The 17,931-nt window shown below is 58.6% G+C and carries 10 protein-coding genes and 2 pseudogenes; 5 read left to right on the top strand and 7 right to left on the bottom strand.

Features of this window, described 5'->3' with window-relative positions:
- Positions 1–74: 74 nt before the first annotated feature.
- The 5 genes and pseudogenes from H1204_RS48170 to H1204_RS48150 all read left to right on the top strand — a co-directional run bounded on the left by H1204_RS48170 (position 75) and on the right by H1204_RS48150 (position 5,856).
- Complete coding sequence (locus H1204_RS48170; RefSeq protein WP_243469207.1) at positions 75–1,703, top strand: substrate-binding domain-containing protein; 1,629 nt, start codon at positions 75–77, stop codon at positions 1,701–1,703.
- Between the two features lie 324 nt (positions 1,704–2,027).
- Positions 2,028–3,016 (top strand): annotated as a pseudogene (locus tag H1204_RS48165) (ABC transporter substrate-binding protein).
- Positions 3,017–3,184: 168 nt separating this feature from the next.
- Positions 3,185–4,009 (top strand): ABC transporter ATP-binding protein, encoded by an 825-nt coding sequence (locus H1204_RS48160; RefSeq protein ID WP_180736846.1) that lies wholly within the window; start codon positions 3,185–3,187, stop codon positions 4,007–4,009.
- Positions 4,010–4,037: 28 nt separating this feature from the next.
- Positions 4,038–4,907, top strand: coding sequence for an ABC transporter permease (locus H1204_RS48155; RefSeq protein ID WP_180736845.1), 870 nt, complete (start codon positions 4,038–4,040; stop codon positions 4,905–4,907).
- Between the two features lie 148 nt (positions 4,908–5,055).
- Positions 5,056–5,856, top strand: a complete 801-nt coding sequence (locus H1204_RS48150) for a transporter (RefSeq protein WP_180736844.1) — start codon at positions 5,056–5,058, stop codon at positions 5,854–5,856.
- Positions 5,857–5,937: 81 nt separating this feature from the next.
- Here the strand turns inward: H1204_RS48150 and H1204_RS48145 are convergent, their stop codons facing one another.
- The 7 genes and pseudogenes from H1204_RS48145 to H1204_RS48115 form a co-directional block, all read right to left on the bottom strand.
- Entirely contained in the window at positions 5,938–7,350 is a 1,413-nt protein-coding gene (locus tag H1204_RS48145; RefSeq protein ID WP_180736843.1) for an ATP-binding protein, read from the bottom strand.
- A complete protein-coding gene (locus H1204_RS48140) occupies positions 7,347–8,012 on the bottom strand; it encodes a response regulator transcription factor (protein WP_180736842.1) in 666 nt (221 codons plus the stop codon). The genes H1204_RS48145 and H1204_RS48140 overlap by 4 nt, the downstream gene beginning before the upstream one ends.
- Positions 8,013–8,749: 737 nt before the next feature.
- Positions 8,750–11,455, bottom strand: a complete 2,706-nt coding sequence (locus H1204_RS48135; protein WP_180736841.1) for a CoA-binding protein — start codon at positions 11,453–11,455, stop codon at positions 8,750–8,752.
- A 40-nt stretch (positions 11,456–11,495) separates the two neighbouring features.
- A pseudogene (locus H1204_RS48130) lies at positions 11,496–12,768 on the bottom strand (ATP citrate lyase citrate-binding domain-containing protein).
- A gap of 124 nt (positions 12,769–12,892) precedes the next feature.
- Positions 12,893–13,984 carry a hypothetical protein gene (locus tag H1204_RS48125; protein WP_180736840.1) on the bottom strand — a complete coding sequence of 364 codons (1,092 nt, stop codon included), beginning with the start codon at positions 13,982–13,984 and terminating at the stop codon, positions 12,893–12,895.
- Positions 13,985–14,043: 59 nt separating this feature from the next.
- Positions 14,044–14,595, bottom strand: a complete 552-nt coding sequence (locus tag H1204_RS48120; RefSeq protein ID WP_180736839.1) for a hypothetical protein — start codon at positions 14,593–14,595, stop codon at positions 14,044–14,046.
- A 314-nt stretch (positions 14,596–14,909) separates the two neighbouring features.
- Positions 14,910–17,825, bottom strand: coding sequence for a TonB-dependent receptor (locus H1204_RS48115; protein ID WP_180736838.1), 2,916 nt, complete (start codon positions 17,823–17,825; stop codon positions 14,910–14,912).
- Positions 17,826–17,931: the final 106 nt, after the last annotated feature.

Raw genomic sequence — 17,931 nt, 5'->3', positions numbered from 1 at the left:
TTGCGTACAGAGTTCGGCCGTAGTGTGTATTCAAGTTTTCGGACTGCGCGATTCGATATCCAACGAATTCGATCGTGGCAGCCGCAATCGACTGCGCGAAAGAGCATGAGGAGACCAGCACATTGGAACCAACGCGCCTGGACGCGGGCCGTCGTCGGACAAACACGGCCGCTTTGATTTTCCGTGAACGCACGGGTAACCGCACGAATGCAGGCACGAAAGCCACGCAACGTATGTTCGTGCTCTGCGCGTGTATGGCTGGCTTGCTTCTTTCGCTCGGCAAGGCTCAAGGTGCGTCGGCCGTTGATGCAAAAATACCAGTCTATCGGCCAGAACAATCAGTTCAAGGGCTGATCAGTAGCGTCGGCGACCCCGCAATAAAAACGCTTATGAACGACTGGCTCGATGCGTTCAAAACGCGCCAGCCGGGAATCCGCCGTGGCGCGAACTGGCAGTACGTGAGCGACGCAACCGCGTTCGGTGCTCTGATGTTTGGCAATGCCGACATCGCGCCATTGACGCGCGATCCAGTGCTCACCGAATTGCAGCCCTACGCGCATCAGTTCGCCGGCGACATGATGAAATCGCCATTGCTGGTTCGCGTCGGTAGTCTATCCGGTCGTCCTGCGTACATCGCCGTCAACCAGCGCCCTGGGGCGCCCCTCCCACAAAAGGTCAAAGAGTTTCTCGCCTTCATGCTAAGTCGCGAAGGCCAGGATATCCTCGCGCATCATCCTTCGTTCCGGCCCCTCGACGTCGGTGAAGTGGCCAGCGAAAGCGCCAAACTGCAAGCCTTCCTGCCGCCGCTCGATCCCGCATTACCGGTCTACCGGAAAATCAAAGGCCTGCATGGCAAGATTGACAGCATCGGCAGCGATGGAATGAAATCGCTTATGGACATGTGGATCCAAGACTTTCACCACATCCAGCCACTAGTTGAGAAAGGTGACCGCTGGGAACACCTCGGCACCCTGAACGGTTTCCACGCCCTGCTTGTCGATGATACCGACATGGCACCGATGGGCCGTGAACTATGGCCGGAGGAACGACGTGCCTATGGCGCCACCCATCATGAGCAAGCGCTGTTAGAGATCCGCGTTGCCCGAGGTGGCTTCAATACCCCACAGCGGACAACCGCACAGGCCATATTCGTCCCTGCGAACAATCCGTTGACGCAGATTAGCCTGCCTCAACTGGCAAACATCCTCAAGGAGCATCCCACTATCGTGCGATGGGGGCAACTTGGCCTGACCGGAGAATGGGCAGAGCGTCCGATCAGTGTCTACATGCCACCCCACGCAGCGCCCAACGCGATGTCCATGCAAATCATGGTGCTAAGGGGCGGTCAGTGGAATCGAGCCGTGCATGAAGGCTCCATCGCGCAGACCGCTCAGGCGATCGCACGCGACCCTGGCGCGATTGGGTTTGGTGGCCTGGAAGAAGGTGGACCCGGCCTGAAGGCCCTGGCGGTAGCAGCCAAAAGCGGGGAACCCTTTTACACGCTCGACGCCGAGAATTCCGCCAGCGGGCGTTACCCGCTCACGCGCTACCTCTATATCCGCATGAGCCAACCGCTCTCTGAACCGGTGAAAGCGTTCCTGCGGTACATCCTGAGTCGCGCGGGCCAGGAACATGTCAGATACTCGGCCTACTTTCCCCTGCGCGCATCCGAAGTGCAACAGGAACTTGCCAAGCTCGAATAGACGCCACGGCAAATCCGCCTGGTGCTCGTAAAGCATCATCGGTCCACCACCCGCTCGCGGCAGCGATGCCAACCGCGGGTGGACGTTCTACCCGGTCCGTAGGGCCGCCTCCTTCCTGCTTCCCCTGACGTCCGTCTGTCCCTAAACAGACTTTCATCTTCAATTCAGACTGATTTTAAGCTCGGTCTTTATAAATGAGCTTGTTCGATACGCCACCCACAACCGCTCGGGCTCGTATTCGACCTGGCGCCGCCAAACGCGATTCGCGTGACGCCACGAAACCAACATTCAGGAGATGGCAGTATGAAACGAACGGCTTTGCACATGGCGCTTGCCGCCCTGGTAGTGGGAACCCTCTCTCACTCTGTTCTCGCGGCCAATGAAAAAGTCACACTGATGGTCGGCGGCATGGAAAAGCAGATCTACCTTCCCGCCAAACTCGCGGAACAACTCGGCTACTTCAAGGAGGAAGGACTCGATGTCGAACTGCTCAACGAAGCGGCTGGCGTCGACGCAGAGAACGAGCTGATTGCTGGGCAAGTTCAAGGCGTGGTCGGCTTCTATGATCACACAATCGACATGCAGTCGAAAGGTAAGTTTATCGAATCGGTTGTCCAGTTCAGTCACACGCCCGGTGAGGTCGAACTGATAGCAACAAGACTGGCCGACAAGGTCAAGTCGCCTGCCGACTTCCGTGGGAAGACGTTGGGGTGACCGGCCTCGGTTCTTCGACCAATTTCCTGACGCAATATCTCGCGGTATCGCATGGCGTACCGGCCAGTGAGGTGACGTCATTGGCGGTCGGCGCCGGCAATAGCTTCATTGTCGCACTCCAACAGGGCAAGATTGATGGCGGCATGACAACCGAGCCGACCATCTCGCGTCTGCTCAAAACTGGGGACGCCAAGGTGCTGGTCGACCTGCGCTCACCTGAGAGCACCCAGAAGTGGCTGGGTGGTATGTATCCCGCTGCCTCACTCTACATGCAAACTTCCTGGGTAGAGACTCATAAGGCTACGACACAGAAGCTCGCCAACGCATTTGTCAAGACCCTCCGGTATATCTCGACGCACAGTGCCGAGGAGATCGCCGCGAAGATGCCGGCCGACTACTACGCCGGAGACAGGAACGCCTACATCAAGGCGCTGGCTATCGGCAAAGTTTCATTCATTCCTGACGGCCGTATGCCGGAATCGGGGCCGCCGACGGTTCTCAAGGTGCTTTCCGCGTTCGACACGACCGTCAAGGGTCACAGTATCAATCTCTCGAAGACTTACACCACTGAGTTCATCAGTGCGGTGTCGGGAAAGTGATTCGGCTTGCATACCTCGCGACCCCTTTTAGTCGTTGCCGCAACGCCGCAGTCGCGAGGTTGACTCTGGGCATTTTAAGTGCGCCGCTCGTCGCCTTTGTCCCAACGGACGACGGTACAGCGCCGCGCAACCTACATAACGAACGCTGGCACCGGAGGTGTTTCAGATATGTCAGTCCAACTCGCAGCGAATAGGCCTTCGTCCGCGTATGCTCCCGACGACGTGCCCGCTATCGAACTGGAGCGTGTGAGCCGACGCTTCATCAGCCCCGACGGCAAGGCGATCATGGCGCTCCAAAACTTCACCATGAGTGTGAAGAAAGGTCAGTTCTGCGCCGTAGTAGGCCCCACCGGGTGCGGCAAATCCACCACGCTCAGCCTTATTACCGGCCTCGCCCGGCCCAGCGCCGGCGCTGTCCGGATCTGGGGCAAACCAGTGACCGGGATTGATCGCCGGATCGGCTTCGTGTTCCAGAGCGATGCCGTCTTCCCCTGGAGGAACGTGCTTGACAACGTCGCCGCTGGACCCGTCTATCGTGGTATGCGCAAAGATGAAGCGAACGACAAGGCCATGGACTGGATTCGTCGGGTTGGTCTCGCGCGCTTCGAACGGCACTATCCGCATCAACTGTCAGGCGGCATGCGCAAACGCGTCGCGCTCGCGCAAACCTTCATCAACGAGCCAGAGATCCTGTTGATGGATGAGCCATTTTCGGCCCTCGATGTGCAAACACGTGCACTGATGCAGGACGAACTGCTGCATTTGTGGAGTGTCAACGGTGCCTCCGTGGTTTTCGTCACTCACGATATAGAGGAGGCAATTGCAGTCGCCGACAAGGTCTTCGTGCTTACGTCTGGGCCGGCCACAGTTAAGAATTCCTACGACATCGACTTGCCGAGACCTCGCGAAGTCTCGGAGGCACGCTATTCGCCACGTTTTATTGAACTGTCCCGTCAGATCTGGAGCGATCTGCGTGATGAAGTACATATCTGATCGTTAATCTGTATTGACGAGGAATACCATGAATACTCAATTGACCGCATTGCCGGAGCAGGAGCTCGAACTGCGCCAGGTAGAACTTGAGGCACAGACAAAACTGCGTCGCCGGCAGACCCTTGTTTACGCACTTCGTATCGCGGTGATGGTGGTGACCCTGGGAGGCTGGGAGCTGGCTGGGCGAGTCGGTTGGATCGATCCGTTCTTTTTCTCGATGCCGTCGATGATCGCAGGCCAAATCTGGACGTGGATGACGGAGGGCACATCACAGGGGCCGCTCTGGCTGCAGGTCCTGGTGACGCTGGAGGAAACGGGACTCGGTTTCCTGATTGGCGGCGTCGGCGGAATCATCGCGGGGATCGCACTCGGACGCAACAAGCTGCTTGCGGACGTGTTCAGTCTCTACATCAAGATTGCCAATTCGATTCCGCGCGTGGTGCTCGGTTCGGTATTCATCATCGCGCTGGGTCTGGGCATGGCATCGAAGGTCGCGCTGGCAGTCGTCATGGTGTTCTTCGTCGTGTTTGCCAATGCATTCCAGGGTGTTCGCGAAGCAGACCGTAACCTCATCGCCAACGCACACATCCTCGGCGCGACGAAGCGCCAGGTGACCACGTCTGTCGTGCTGCCCGCTGCGATGAGCTGGATTCTCGCAAGCCTCCACGTAAGCTTTGGCTTTGCGCTTGTCGGCGCCGTGGTCGGTGAATTCCTCGGTTCCCGACAAGGCGTTGGCCTTTTGATCTCGACAGCTCAGGGCGCGTTCAACGCAGCCGGCGTTTTCGCGGCGATGATCGTGCTTGCCGTCATGGCCCTGGTTGCGGAATTCCTGCTCACGCAGCTCGAGAACAGGCTGCTCAAGTGGCGCCCGCCACAGTTCACGGAAGCCAGCCACTAAGGACCTCGTGGGTGGCTGAATGCGCCGCCCCCCTCCGTCTTCAATCATCGTTCGCGATCGCAGGGTTAAAGAACGCTGCCCTGCGCTTCCGCTAATCCAACGGCCTCGACGGGACCTCCTCCGTTGACCCCAACCAACAATCCACGACATGCACGACAGAACCTTGATGCCGCAGCGTGCGCGCCGGCAACGAACGTATCCGCATATCCCACTTGCAATGCTCGTCTGCAGTATCATGATACCGTGTCATACCGCATTCGCTAACCCACCGTTCGTGACTGATGACGCAGAGCCTGTCGAAAGAGGTCATTTTGAGATTGACGCGGGTGCGACCGGCACAGTCAGGCAAGGCGAACATAGTGGCTCGCTGCCTTCACTGGAAGTCAATTACGGTGTGGCAGAGAACCTGGAGGCCAGCGTGAACCTCGGCATGTCGTTCATGCACGCGAGTGGCGACACTTTTCACTATGGCTTCGGCGACGCGGATCTGGGCGTCAAATACCGCTTTATCACAGAGGACGAGAGCGGTATCCGCCCTCAGGTGGCGTTCGCGCCGGCTTTGACGCTGGCAACCGGCAACGACCGTCTCGGCCTCGGCGACGGTCACAACCACGTAACGCTGCCGTTGTGGATACAGAAATCGATCGGTGACTGGACGACCTTCGGTGGCGGTGGCTACGTTGTGAACCGTCACGGAAATGAAAAGGGTTATTGGATTGCGGGTTGGGCGGCCGTGCGCAAGATCAACGAGCACCTTGAGCTCGGCGGTGAGCTGTTTTATTCAGGCGCAGCGAACAGCGCCGACCCCTCTACGGTGTCCTTCAATCTGGGTGGCAAATATAGTTTCACAGAGCAAGATCATCTGCTGTTCTCGGCAGGTCGCGGTATCACGCATGCCAATCAAACCAATCAGTTTTCGTACTACGTCGGCTACCAGCGCGATCTATGAATCGGTTTCGGCTTCGAAAGGGGCGCGAGCGCTTGCGCAGCTAGCACAGCGGGCGCATCTTTGTACGCGCCTTCTCTCGCTTCAGGTCGCATCGGCTTCACGCATCGGAATGTCCCGGGACGGGGGCACCGGCCCATCGGCCGACGTCGCAGCGGGTATCTCGAACACCATCCGCAGGCCGCAGCCGGCAGGCGCGGCCTCAGCGAAAATGCGACCGCCGTGCAATTCGACGAGGCTGCGGCAGATGGCCAGGCCGAGTCCGGTGCCCTTGTCGTCTCCAGGACGACTGACGCGTACGAAGCGTTCGAAAATGCGTGCACGCTGCTCGACCGGTATTCCCGGACCCTCGTCCTCGATACTGACGTGCCAGAGACCGTCCATCAGCGTAGAGCGCAACGTAACCCGCCCTCCCGGTGGCGAGGCCGAAAGCGCGTTACTCAACAAATTGAGTAGCACATGTCGCAACCATTTGGGTTCGATCGCCACACGTCCGTCACCGTGGTGAGTCAGGAAAAAGCGCAGATTGCGATGCTCCGCCAACACATGGGCGTCTTCAGCGAAGCTGTGCAGGAAAGGTTCAGGATCCTGTAGCTTGAGATCAAGCGTCAAAGCATGGGCGTCCGCGCGGGACAAAAGCAGTAGATCCTCGATGATGCGATTAAGGTGCGTAAGCTCCTTCAGCTGTATCTGCACCGACTGTTCCTGCGTCGGCGACAACTGACCGTCCATCAACAGCTTCTCCGCTTGCAGTCGGACCAGCGTCAGCGGGGTCTTGAGTTCGTGAGAGGCCTCGGCAGTGAATCGGCGGATCTGATTGAAAGAGGTCTCGAGGCGGTCAAACATCTGGTTGAGCAGGCGCGCCAGATCGGAAATCTCGTCCTTCGCCGTCGAAACCGGAATCCGCTCACTGAGATTGTCCGAACGGATGCGGTTGGCCGTTTCCTGAATCGTCCTAAGCGGGCGAAGCGCCATCCGGCCGAACCCATAACCGATGACACTGCTGACGACTACCATGACGATGAGCAACTCATAGAAGGTTCGTGCATAACCTTCCATCACCACTCGCACCTGGCTCTTCGATGTGGCGATGATGACCTTGTACTGCCCCAGCAGAAATGTGCCCGCCCGCAGTTCCCCCAGGCCACCGAGAACTATGTTGAAGCCCGTGCCGACCGGTCGCGCTGGAATTCGATAGCCGTCCAGGTCTTCCGAGCGAAAAATGATCTCGCCGGTTGGTGAGTCGACCTCGACATGAATGAGTTTCAGGTCATCGGTCAGGGCGTGCACACGCCTTAGCAGCACGTCTTTCGGAAACGTTGCGCCCAGAGGACCGACACCCGACTTCAGTTGCTCGAATTCCGACTGGTTGAGCAAATCGAGCGCATGGATAGCATGTCGCTCGATGAAGTAGCGTCCTGCCATGAACAGGGAAGCAAAGGTGACTGTCGATGCAAGCACGTAGCAGATCGCCAGTCGGGCTCCGATTGATTTCATAAGAGCTGGTAGCCTACGCCGCGTACCGTCTTGAACAGCGACTTGCCGAGCGGAGTCTCAATCTTGGCACGCAATCGACTCATGTAAACATCGAGCAGATTCGTGTCCACGTCGTAATGGGATTCCCAGATCTTTTCGGAGATCAGAGTGCGAGTTAGAATCCGCCCCGGGTTCTGCAGGAAGATCTCGAGCAATGCAAACTCTCGGCTCGTCAGATCAACCGGTTGCCCGTTCAACTGAACAGTGCGGCTCAGAAGGTCGAGCTTGATGCCTTGATGATGAAGGACCGTCTCCTTGACGGCCGATTGACGTCGCAACAGGGATCGCAGTCGCGCGAGGAGTTCTTCGAGACTGAACGGTTTGGGCAGGTAGTCGTCGGCACCCACGTCTAGCCCGCTGATGCGGTCCTCAACGGCGTCGCGTGCACTCAGGATCAGTACGGGTTCATTGAAACCGGCGCCACGCCACTCTCGCAGCAGGGTAAGACCGTCGCCGTCGGGCAAACCGATGTCCAGCACGATCACGTCATAGCTGGTCTCGCAGAGCGCTTCGCGAGCCTCCGCACAACTTCCAACCCAGGTGGCAGTGTACGCACGCTCGATAAACGCCTGCTTAAGAAACAGCCCAAGCTTGCGTTGGTCTTCTACGATCAGGATTTTCATATAACGAGAAAGCATCGACGGTTGATTTAGGCTAGCGCAAAGGCACGACCATCACAAGCAACGCACTGGCCGCATCGTGCTTGCCGTTCCCGTCCGAAGACATCTCGCGGGTACCCGGTCCAATTTGCCGGGCGGTGAGACACTTCCTCGAACTGGAACGCGGACCATATCGAGTCACCCCCGGTAGTCCAGTGGTCCGGTTCTTCACGTCACGCTCATCGCCGGACGCTCAGCGCGAAGCGGAGAGACGCACCAGTTGCCCTCACCCTCGCAAAAGAAATAGATCGCGACAGGGCCCGTGCATCTCAATGCCTGCACGCATACACAGCGTCTTGCATTCGCGCCGGCACACGTTGCGCGGCTGACCCTGGCCGAGATGGCCGAAGCCATCATCAGCCATTTCTCCACCTGGTAACGTAAGGACGTCTTCGTCGTGTCCATCGCCTGCTCCTTCAATCCCGTCACTGCTGATGCCGCTGGCACGAGCCAACATCCCCACTTCGTCGCTGCGCCTCGCAGGTGCGCCTCCTTCGCACTCTGTGTTGCGAACCCATGCGACGACGTGATTTCGGTTACCGGGTACGGATTGTTCGCCGCCCGCTCGCCGTATTCATGAGCAAAGGCTAGTGACGGAACCTGAATGCAACCTGAATTTTGGAGTTGGGGAGAACCCTCACTCGCACCCTCAGCCAGGGCTGGCGAAGCACGGCAACACCTGCCATCCACGCCGCGGCCAGCTATGCAACATATCGAACCAGGTGTTGCGGTGTACGCATATCGAGGTTGCGCCCTCGATTGAGGTGATCGTCGATCTCCGCCGCACAGCCGATCATCCGGCCATAGAGGAAGACCGTGAAGGCTGCCGTTTCGAGTTCCTGAGCGGAAACCTCGCCGGCCTGGTAACGTCCCCAGAACATTTTCAACAGCAACGTGGCTATGACCGCGTCAACGTTAACCGCGAATACGTTGCGCGTGACGTTTTCGTCGTACAGTGCCTGCACGAGTGCGCAGTAGTAGTCGTGGAAGACGTTGTACTCTCCCCTTGCGTCGTACAGCCCGCGCACGAACTCTTCCCGAGGGTCGACGTTGATCGCCTTGCCCTTGAAGACAGGATGGTTGATGCACGGCAAGGTGTCCGCCACTTCGGCACCCCTCTCCTTGCGACGCGCTCGCTCCCGGCCATACTCGCGCGCGAAGTTCGTCGCCATCGCTTTCAGGTCGAGCCCATGCTGACGGTCACCAGGGTCAACCAACGCAACACCCCTGAAACGGTCCAACAGGAATGCGACCCCCTCAAAACCATTGCCACCGTGCGCGAAGCCCGAGTGCGTCAGAAAGCCGACCATCGCCTTGTTCAGCTGGACACGATCCGGGCTTTCTGGTCCATCCGCCGACGTCGCGCCCTTTGCACCTTGCGCGGAAATCGACCCCGGTCCGTTGGTGAGGAGGAGTCCGGCAAGTGTCTGAAAGCCGAACAGGTCGGCCGAAGTCGGTTTAACGCCGATGAGCGTGATGCAGGCGATCTCGGTGAGAGAAAGGTGGCCGACGATTTCCGGGTTCGGAATCCCACAAACCGATTCGGCTCGATGCTGTGCTTCTCCGACAGATGCCCCGATCAGCGTACCGAACATGCGCATCCACCACGGCAGATTTTCCGCCGTCAATCGGGATACGCGCTTGCGCAGCAGGGCGTTCCACGCGAGCGTTGTCGTGATCGCCGCCAGCACGCCGTCAGCGCGCGGGTAGCCGCCGAGCGCCTCTATGTAGCGGACAAATACGGACTTCACACCGCGCTGCCGTAGACCAGCAAGCAGAAGTTGCGCCTTGATGTCCGGCTCGGTACCCGTGAACAGCTCGCCGGTCGCCGGGGCAATCAATAGCGTGCTTGCGTCGAAACTTTCATCGAACGCGTCGCGCAAGCCGGCGGCCGTCCCCAGATCGATCAGCGCACGCGCCCCACGGCGTGCAGCCTCCGCGCGGCGCGGGCCTACGATGCTAAGCGCGGCTGCGAGCACGCTGTTCGGCGCATTGCCGGCTTCACGCGCCGCCTGTGCCGCTGCAAGCGCCGGATCACCGTGCAGATTGATCTCGCCACCGATAGCGACATTGACCAGCTTCGCTTCGCTCTCTTCTCCCAACTCATGCAGCAGTGCGAGGCACACGTTGGCCTCGAACGAGCATTGAGCGGCTTTGAGCGTCGATGTGCGATGCAGGCTGCTCACCTGGGTGCTCGGGTCCATCCGCGATACACCCGACGCATCCTTCATACCTTGACGATGGGTAACTGCGCCGACCTGCTGATTGATCGCCGAGATCTGTTTGTCAAACGGAGAAATCGCCTCGACCACGGGAATTCCGAGCTCGGGCGGCAGCGACAGCCCCGAGCAGGACCGGAACCACGGCTTCAATTCAAGGCTGCCCTCAGGCTCGAAATCCGGAGAAGTGCCGTTCTCGCCCATCACCGCAGTGAGAGCCGCTGGTATATGCGCGATATTCGTCACCAGCGCACCTCTTTGAGAGAAGATCGGGCGTTCGGGTGTAAACACACCGTCGACACCAAACTTCTCCATGAACCAACGCTCCTTGGCCTGAGCGTCATCGTCGCCGCCCGCAAGCGCACCCGCGTGGCCCACCGCTCGCGTGAGCTTGCGTTTCCACCTTCCGACCACGCATGCCACCACTGGCTTGGTGAAACGCGCGTCCTGTTCGTAATAGCCACCGGGTTCGCAATACAGCACCGCCGCCCGGCTCCGAGTATCGTTGGCGAGTGCAAAGGCGAATTCAGGCGCGGCGAAATGAATGTAAACGTCCTTACCACTCGAGATCAGGGTCGTCGTGCCCCATCCTGCCAAGCGTAGATAGCTCGCGATCGTGGTAGTGAAGCCCCCGGAGTTCGAGAAGATCGCAATCGAGCCTTTCCTTAGCAGCTCGTCGGGACTGTCGCCACCCAACGCTCCGCCAATGCGTACCTTGTTCCACGCATCTGCAATGCCAAGGCTGTTACCGCCGAAAATATCGACACCATTTTGCTGCCCCATCGCACGGATCTCGCGCGAATCACGGACCGACATTTTCTCCGTGACGATGAAAATTTTCCTCAATTTGGAATTCACGCGGACAAGCTCGGCTACACCGTCGCGCGCCGCCGACGGCGGCAGGTAAATGACACCACAATTGAAGTCTTGCCCGTCCTCGAGGCCTTCAACGACGTTGTTGTAGACGGGAATCTTGCCGACGGGTGTATCGAGAAACTTGCCTCGCCGCCCTGGGGACGTTCCAAAGACAACATTGCCTCCGGAATAGACATGGCCGACCGGCGTCACCTGGCGCGACTCGCCACCGAGAATGTTCAGAACGCAGACGCGGTCGTCGCGCGTCACCGCTTGTTCTAGCGATTCGATTCCGACGTAATAGCGGAAATCGCCTACCCCTTGCCTATACACGATATTCTCCGTCGCCTGACCATAGAAGAGTGAATGGATGTCAGTGGGCTGCCTTCAGCCTGGTCGCGATTTGGTCGCGACCGCCGGACCTCATCCACGCGTCGCAAGCCTTCGCGTACTGAATGACCTCGCTGATGTCGGAGTCGAACCCGAACATGCTGTATGGCAAGCCAAGCACGTCGCAGGTATCGCGCATCGCACCCATGCCGCGGACCAGATTCGGGCCGCCACGCCCGATCACCACATACAGCGGCGTCGGGTCGTGCTCGCTGAAATGCTCGCGAAGCGCATCTGCCATCGCCCGAAAGGTTTCGTAAATGTCAGTGTTGTTGGACTTGCCGCCAATGATGAAAAGCACGTTGGTCTGCTTGAGCCAATGCTTGAAGCAGATCCGCGCCACTTCCTTCATTTTCTGGTAGGGAGGGTTTCCGCCAAAATCCGACGAGATGATGGCGTCCTCTCCCAGCAGTTCCGACACGAGCGTATTGGCTCCGCCGCCGAACGTCGGTGCGAGAATCGTGCCGTGCTCGTTGATCACGTACACATCGCTCTGCCCTTGATAGGTACGAAGCTGATTGATCTCGTGCTCGAAGTCCGAATGGTCCGTCGAGAAGAGGTGGGGTGGGATATTCAGACGCTGCCAGCGGGTGTCATCGCGGTCGAAGCCTCCCTTGAAATCGCACGCCACGGGCACCAGCCGACCGTCGCGTTCCGCGCGCATCCGAATCGGGTTCAATTCAAGCGTCGTCATGCCAAAGTTGTGGTAGAGCTCCCAGAGCTTCGGCAAGTGCTGCACAAGAGGCGAGATGATTTCGTTCGGTGCGTTGAGCGTGGACAACGCATTAGCAACGACGAACGCCTTGAGTCCAGTAAGAGGATCGAATGGAACCCGTGCGACGAGAGCACGGTCGAGTTCCTCGATGTCGACACCGCCGTGATGAGTCAGCGTCATCGTGGGGCGCGGAAATGTGTCGAGTCGGTGATCGAAAAGTAGACTTCGTGCTGTGCAGGCACGGCGCCTTCAAACGTGACACCGTTGGACTTGACGAGCTGATTGCCGCACCGATGCTCGACGAAATAAAGACGCTCCTTTTCCCGCAGCGCGCTCTTCAAATCAGTGGCGCGTCCTATCAGTCCCGCCTTGCCTTTCTTTCCGACTCCCCCTTGAAGACCGGCTTGACGAACACCGTACCGTAGTCGTCGAGTAGCGCCTTGATCTGCTCCTCGTTAGCGTCGGGTCCAAGCACTTTCGCAGCAGGAAATCCTCCAAACTGTAGCAGTCGCGCTCCGTACAACATACCTGTAACCTGCATATCGCCTCCTGTGATGGCGCATGCCTCCGACCGTTGCCGGCACGCCCCCGTCGATCTTCACGAAACGTGATCAGGCAAAGGTCGATGCGCATTCGAAACAAGGATCTCTCGAGGCTTTCTGACTTCAATCTCCAGCCAGCGAATGAGTAGCGCCATTCGACGGCACATTGAAACGCAGCAGCGCGCCACCCACCTTGTTCTCTCCAGGCGACACCGCGACATAGAGTTGGTGCAATTCGGGCACTAGCAGGGCAGTCTTGGCGCCCTTCGCAGTTTTGACGCGCGGGAGTTCCTCGTAGTGATTCGCGTCTTTCTGCTGGATCACGCCCAGATAGTCGTCGCCGGCCATGTAGACGCGGTGGTTCATCTTGTCGAACATCACTTGATTGGTGCGTTCGGGGGCGTCGAAACTGGCAACGGTTGTTCCGTTCCTGGCGTCGAGCACCAACAGTTTGAACGGTTTGCGCGTACTGACGAATAACCGTTGATGCACTTCGTCGAACGCCATCGCAGCATTCATCTCACCGCCCTTGATTTGCCAGTTGTCGATCACGCGGCGGTCCACTTTGTCGACGACCGCCATCGTGCTCTTGCCGGTCAAGTTGATGAACAGGCGACGACCTTTCTGCTCGGCCACCATCGACTCCGTAAAGTCGGTGTCGAAGGTCATTTCGCCAACACGGCGCCCCGTCCTCGGATCGACTTCCGCGACGATGGTCTGAGACATTTTTGGATTGGCGTTCTTACCGCCGGTAACGATGTAGAGATGCTGGCTCGACGGATCGTAATACATCGAGTCCGCGCCAACGGTAAGCGGAATCGACCCGATGATGCGATAGTTGCTCGCATCGAGCACCCTGGTCATGCCCGGACCGCTGTCAGTGACGATGATACGGTCCACATCGGGCAGATAAAGGACACCATGAGGCTGCTCGAAGCCTTTGATCGTTTTTAGATGCGTGCCGGTTTTAAGATCGAAAACTTCGAGCGTACTCTGGTCTTCTCCCGCGAGAAACAGCCGGTCCCCTTTGACGTCAGCGGCAAGATGATCGAAATCGCCGCTATATTCCGGCAATTCGGTATGTCCGCGCAGTTGAAGCACCGCCGACGCCGCGGCGGTAGCGGGCTCTGTCGCAGCCACTGCGCCGCAGTGGTTCCCCAACAACGTGGCGCACGCGAGCGCCATGAGGGAGAACTTCGGAATTCGTACACGCATTCTTGTCTCCTGATGGACAATCGGTCGATCCACATCACGCAAGCGACTGCACCGCGTGTCTAATGGACCGGTTCGAATAGCGCCTTGAAGCTCGGAATCTGCTTTTGCACACTGTCGCGTAATGCGGTGCCGGCCAGAAAGAAGTCTTTCTCCCCTTTGGCAAACTGCCCGTCGTTCTTGTACGCCGCAACGAGGAGGCCAATGTTTTCGCCGGCTGCATCACGCAGCGGCATCATCATGACGAACTTCTTGACCGTATCGTTGGTCCGATGCCAGCGTGGGTCCACGATAGTGATACCCTTCGTGATGATGTCGATGTCGTCGGGATCGTCCGGGTTACCGATACGGTCCAGATAGGAGCCGGCAAACATCGTATAGGTGCCGGCGGCCGCGCCTGGAGGAACGCCGTGGAACGTGATGCTGATCAATTCCGGGTGACTCGCCATGATCTGTTCGGACAGCACCTGCGCATAGATCTTCGCAGTCGACGAAGTCCAGTTCTTTGGCTTTTGCGGTTCGGCGTTCGGCGCCGATTGCGCGGTGCCTACCCAGGATGCTGACGCCAGTACGCTAATCGTTGCCGCAAGCACGATCTTCGTCAAAGTCTTCATGTGTCTCCTCTCTTGCCCGGCGGGCAGTGTATGAAAGTGGGTGTAGGAACGAGTCTAGATTCGGTACCTTGAACGGAGATGAATGGGGCTTAAATATGTATTCAGCCAATTTCCGTAACGGAACCAAACAATCCAGCGCGCGACACCTCGCACAAGCGAGGCAAATTCCTCCGCCAGCCTAAGCGCCTGAGAGGCAAAGCCTGATTCGTAGTTCGAGAATGGGATTTCGGTTCCGCTTCACGAGGTTGGCGTCCGCGTGAAGCGAATGCAATGAATCAAGGGCGGTGCTATATTCGCCCGCCCCGATAGTCGAATTAGAAATCGATTTTTGCGTTGAGGCGTACGCTGCGGTCCATGCCAGTCCCCAACGTGCCGGTTTGCACTGAATTCCAGTACCTTCGGTTGGTCAGGTTGTCGATACTCATGACAAACGAAGTGCGATGACCGCCGATCACCGTGGCATACGCCGCCCCAGCCGAATAAATGACATAACCCGAAATGTAGCCCTGGTCCTGCGGATTCACCGGTCGCTGTGACACAAACGACGCGCCGACTGTCAGCGCAAGTCCCGGCACATACGACGGCCGGTGCGTCACCGATACGTTTCCGATCCACTTCGGTGTGTTCTCAGGCGTCTTGCCCGCGATCGTCATGTCCGACACCGGATGCTGCACCGCATTGAGCCACTGTACGGCCGTGGTCACGCTCCATTGACGGCCGAACTGCTTGGTGACAACTGCCTCGGCGCCTTGGTATTTGATCATGCCATCGTTGGAAAACACCTTCGTCACCGAGTTGGTCACGGCGTTGACGCGGTCGATGATGAAGTACGACGCCGTGACCGACAGTCCCTCGAAATACGAGTCGCGAATCCCGATCTCCTTCTGCGTCGATACAGCCGGCGCCAGAATCTGATAGGCATTGACCGCATTAACCGGCGCGACGCCGCCATCTTCCAGCCCCTTCATGTAACTGGCGAACAAGGTGGTGGTGGGCAGCACATCGTAAAGAATGCCGAACGCAGGCAGCGGCAGATAGGTTCCCTGTGACTCCCTCCCGTCGCTCGACACCGAGCGAGTTTCTCGAAAGCCGGCCAGCACTTTCCATTTTTGCCCGATGCCAACATTGTCGTAAGCGTAGAGCCCGCTGTCGCTGCTGGTTTGCAGCGGCAAAGAGGTCGACGGATGAGTCGGGACCGGCGCCGGAAAGGGCGTCGGATCATAGATGTTGATCGTCCCCGGCAGAACGATGCTGTTTTGCGCCGGTGTCTCCGCGTTGCGTTCACTGCGCGAAAGACCCAATGTCAGGTCATGCCTGAATGGCCCGGTCGAGAACTTGCCGAGCAACTCGGCCCGCTCGAACTTGTTGATGTAGTCCTGGGTGACCGTGTTGACCGTTTCCACGCCGCCTGCCCCGGTGACGAGGTCATAGCCCGCAATGCGACCTGTGAGGCGCGAGCGATCCGCGTAGGAACGCCCGATCTCGACAAGTCCTTTCCAGTTCTCGTTGAAAACGTAGTCGACGCGTCCCTGAACGTTGGTCGTCGTCGGTGAATACACGGCCCATGGGCCAGACAACAGGTTTCTCGGGTCCGGCACCCGAGGCACGGTTATGTGTCCCTTGACGGCTGTCGGCAGGCTGAGGGATGCCTGCTCCACCACCTCCTTCTTGTACTCCTCGAAATCGAACTGGAAAGTGAGCCGGTCTGTCACTTGCCAGTCCGCGCCCAGACTCGCAAACCAACCGTGCCCATTTGCGCCGCGCACACCGTTCTCCAGATGTGCGCCGGATAGATTGGCGCGAAGCCCAAACTGCTTCTCGCTGCCAAAGCGCCGGCCGATGTCGATGCCCGCTCCGTATTGCCCGAACGAGTTGCCAGACAGGATCAATGAAGTGACGTCTCGATCGATGGCGCGCTTGGTCACCAGGTTGATGATGCCGGCCGGACTGGCAACACCGAACATCAGTGCGTTGGCGCCCTTGAGCGTTTCGATGCGCGCCTTGTCGTCGGTCGGCGTCGTCACCACCCCGGCAATCGGAAGGCCGCCATTGAGTCGATAGTTCGAAAACAGGTTGAGCTTGATGCCGCGAATACTCTGTGCGTCGGCTGGGCTGCCTTTTGAATTCGTCGGGGCGACCCCGGCCTGGTCTTTGACCGCATCGGACAGTCCATCCTGTGTGCCCTGGAGCGCCGCACTTGAGACTTCCTGTTTCGTCATCGGCAGCGATGTCTTGTTCCCCAATGCCGATTTGTCCAATTCGGCTGCCACGACAGCCGGCGCCGGTTGCGCAGGCTGCAACGCAGCCGCTTCGAACAACTTTGCGCTACTCGGAATGCGCGCGCGCAACTCGTCCCGAATTGCTTCTGCCTGCCGTTGCAGCCCGGCCTGTCTGACGCTTCTCTTGTATGGAAAGATCACGCCGAGCGCCCCGATCGTGTTGCCGTTCATATCCTGCAACGGCAATTTGACTTCGAAGCGGTCCTCCTCGCGATTGACCTCGAGGCTGGTCTTTCCGGTAGTGATCACCTGCATGTCATCTTCGTCCGCCGGTTTACCAATCCGACCGATGTTCGAAGCGATGATCGGGTAATCGGTGCCGCCTCCTGGGGGCTTGACATGCATCGCAATCACCACCACGTCGGGGTACTTGGCCAGCGTCTCATCGATCAACGTTTGGGCATAGGTGTTGAGCGGAATCCGCACATCGAATCGGGCTGGTTCGAAAAGATTCGGCGCATGCGCAATACGCCGGCTCATTTCATCGCGGATCTGTCCGGCCGTCTTGATCAGCGCGATCTGGTCAAAACCCGACCCGGCCGGGTACGGAAAGGTCATTTCGACGCTGCCGATGATCGTTCCATGCGCGTCGAACAACGGTACATGCGCTTCTACGTTCTGATTGCCGGACCGGTTGACCTCGACGAACGGCTCACCCGACTTGAATACAGCCAAATCGTCCGCATCGGTCGGTTTGCCGATGCGTTGACGCGACTTCGCGGCAATGATGACGCTGCGAGCTGAATCTGGCGGCGTCACGTGCACGTCTAGTTCAAGCAGCGCGGGATACCTTGCGACGGTGGTGTCAACCAGCTCCTGCGCATAGCTCTTCTCCTGCACTTGCGTGGTCGGTCCCTGCATACTTTGCGCAGATGTCGCCGGCGTCTGCGCAAAAAGCGCGATGGGCAACGTAGCCGCAACCGCCATGGCAAGCACGGATTTCCTGAACATGTCTCCTCCAGTTATGCCCGCCCATCTATTTATTTTCCAGGGGAGGGTCTCCGAAGACACCATCCCCTTCAGTGCGATCTGGCTATTTGGTGGGTGTGCCGAAAGT

This window comes from Paraburkholderia sp. PGU19 (genome assembly GCF_013426915.1).
GTDB lineage: Bacteria > Pseudomonadota > Gammaproteobacteria > Burkholderiales > Burkholderiaceae > Paraburkholderia.
This window is presented reverse-complemented; position numbering and strand designations above follow the sequence as displayed.